This window comes from Rhizobium sp. SAFR-030, assembly GCF_059415005.1.
The window spans coordinates 1-2,495 of sequence record NZ_JBPFDO010000013.1 but is presented as its reverse complement, the minus strand read 5'-3'; the positions used below and the strand labels follow the sequence as shown (position 1 = coordinate 2,495).

Annotated in this window: 2 protein-coding genes; both read left to right on the top strand. The window is 59.4% G+C overall.

Annotated features, from left to right (window positions below; translation table 11 throughout):
• Positions 1 to 112: 112 nt before the first annotated feature.
• Entirely contained in the window at positions 113 to 1,639 is a 1,527-nt protein-coding gene (istA, locus tag ACR65N_RS22025; RefSeq protein ID WP_440458773.1) for an IS21 family transposase, read from the top strand.
• The gene (gene istB, locus ACR65N_RS22020; RefSeq protein ID WP_440458772.1) at positions 1,629 to 2,441 is read left to right on the top strand and encodes an IS21-like element helper ATPase IstB; all 813 of its coding nucleotides are present in this window, start codon (positions 1,629 to 1,631) and stop codon (positions 2,439 to 2,441) included. The genes istA and istB overlap by 11 nt, the downstream gene beginning before the upstream one ends.
• Positions 2,442 to 2,495 lie beyond the last annotated feature (54 nt).

Here is a 2,495-nt window from a genome sequence, read left to right as displayed (position 1 = left end):
TGTTGATTTCCACTGAGAGCTGACCCGGCTCAGCCTGATATTTCCATTGAGAATTGACCCATGTTTCAACCGTCCCTCGCATGTTTTCAGCGGGGGCTCTGGAGTGATCGACATGGCGTTACTGAGCGTGATCCGACGCTGGCATTTTCGAGAGCATCTATCGATCCGGGAGATTTGCCGCAGGACCGGCTTATCCCGGAATACCATCCGCAAATATCTACGCACCGGCGGCGTCGAGCCGAAGTTCAACGTGCCGGAGCGGCCGAGCAAGCTTGATCCGTTCGCGGATCGATTATCGGCCTGGCTGAAGACGGAGGCCAAGAAAGGCCGCAAGCAGAAGCGGACGATGAAGCAGCTACACGCTGATCTTGTCAGCCTCGGCTACGAGGGGTCCTACAATCGTGTGGCGGCATTTGCGCGGGAATGGCGCGATGATCGTCAGAGGCAATTGCAGACGACGGGCCGCGGGACATTCGTGCCCCTGGCGTTCGAACCCGGCGAAGCCTTCCAGTTCGACTGGTCGGAAGACTGGGCGATCATCGGCAATGAGCGCACCAAGCTGCAGGTGGCGCATACGAAGCTGAGCTACTCCAGGGCTTTCATCGTCCGGGCATACCTCCTGCAGACGCACGAGATGCTGTTCGATGCCCACAACCATGCCTTCCGTGCCTTTGGGGGTATCCCCGGCCGCGGCATCTACGACAACATGCGTACGGCGATCGACAAGGTCGGCCGTGGCAAGGAGCGCGACGTCAACGTCCGCTTCATGGCGATGGCCAGCCATTATGTGTTCGAGCCCGAGTTCTGCAATCCGGCGTCCGGCTGGGAGAAGGGACAGGTCGAGAAGAACGTGCAGGATGCGCGTCATCGCTTCTTTCAACCGATCCCGCGCTTTCCATCACTGGAGGCCCTGAACGATTGGCTTGAGGAGCGTTGCAAGGAGTTCTGGGCCAAGACACCCCACGGTCAGTTGCGTGGCACTATTGCCGACATCTGGGCCGAGGAAGTCCCAGCTCTCATGCCGCTCTCCAGGCCGTTCGACGGGTTCGTCGAATATACAAAGCGGGTCACGCCCACCTGCCTCGTGCATCTGGAGCGCAATCGCTACAGCGTTCCGGCATCCTTCGCCAATCGACCGGTGAGTCTCCGGGTCTACCCAGATCGTGTCGTGGTCGCCGCAGAAGGCCAGATCGTTTGTGAGCACCGCCGCGTCATCGATCGGTCCCATGATCGGCCGGGCCAGACCATCTACGACTGGCGTCACTATCTGGCGGTGGTGCAGCGTAAGCCCGGTGCTCTTCGTAACGGCGCACCGTTCATCGAGCTTCCCGATGCATTCCGGACCTTGCAGCAATACCTGCTCAAGAAGCCGGGTGGTGATCGAGAGATGGTCGATATCCTGGCCCTCGTCCTTCAGCACGACGAGCAGGCAGTGCTCTCCGCCGTCGACATGGCGCTGAAGTCCGGCGTTCCGACCAAGACGCATGTGCTGAACCTGCTGCATCGGCTCGTTGACGGTAAATCCTTCACGCCGCCAACCCTCGACGCGCCTCAGGCACTGACGCTCACCAATGAGCCCAAGGCCAATGTCGAACGATACGATACCTTGAGAAAGACGGAGGCTCGCCATGCGTCATAACCCGGCAAGCGGCGCAATTGTCATCATGCTGCGGCAACTGAAGATGCATGGCATGGCCCATGCCGTCGCTGATCTGACCGAGCAGGGATCGCCGGCGTTTGAGGCTGCCATTCCGATCCTGTCCCAGCTTCTCAAGGCGGAGACAGCGGAACGAGAGGTTCGATCGACGGCCTATCAGCTCAAGACCGCACGCTTCCCCGCCTACCGTGACCTGAATGGATTCGACTTTACCAGCAGCGAGATCAACGAGGCGCTCGTGCAACAGCTTCATCGCTGCGACTTCCTCAACGATGCCAACAACATCGTTCTGGTCGGCGGACCTGGCACGGGAAAGACGCACATTGCTACCGCGCTCGGCGTTCAGGCCATTGAACATCACCACAAGCGGGTAAGGTTCTTCTCGACGGTCGAGCTGGTCAACGCGCTCGAGCAAGAGAAGGCACAAGGCAAGTCGGGGCAGATCGCCAATCGGCTTGTCCACTCCGATCTCGTCATTCTCGACGAGCTGGGATACCTGCCATTCAGCGCTTCAGGCGGGGCGCTACTCTTCCATCTGCTGAGCAGACTTTACGAGCGCACCAGCGTCATCATCACCACCAACCTCAGCTTCAGTGAATGGGCAAGCGTCTTCGGCGACGCAAAGATGACCACCGCGCTGCTCGACAGGCTCACCCACCACTGCCACATCCTCGAAACCGGAAACGACAGCTTCCGCTTCAAGAACAGCTCGGCCCATCAGCCCAAAACAGCAAAGGAGAAACGCAGGAACTTGACCCCGACCAACAACACGAACGATACCTAAAGGCGGGTCAATTCTCGGTGGAAACGCCGGGTCAGCTCTCAGTGGAAATCAACA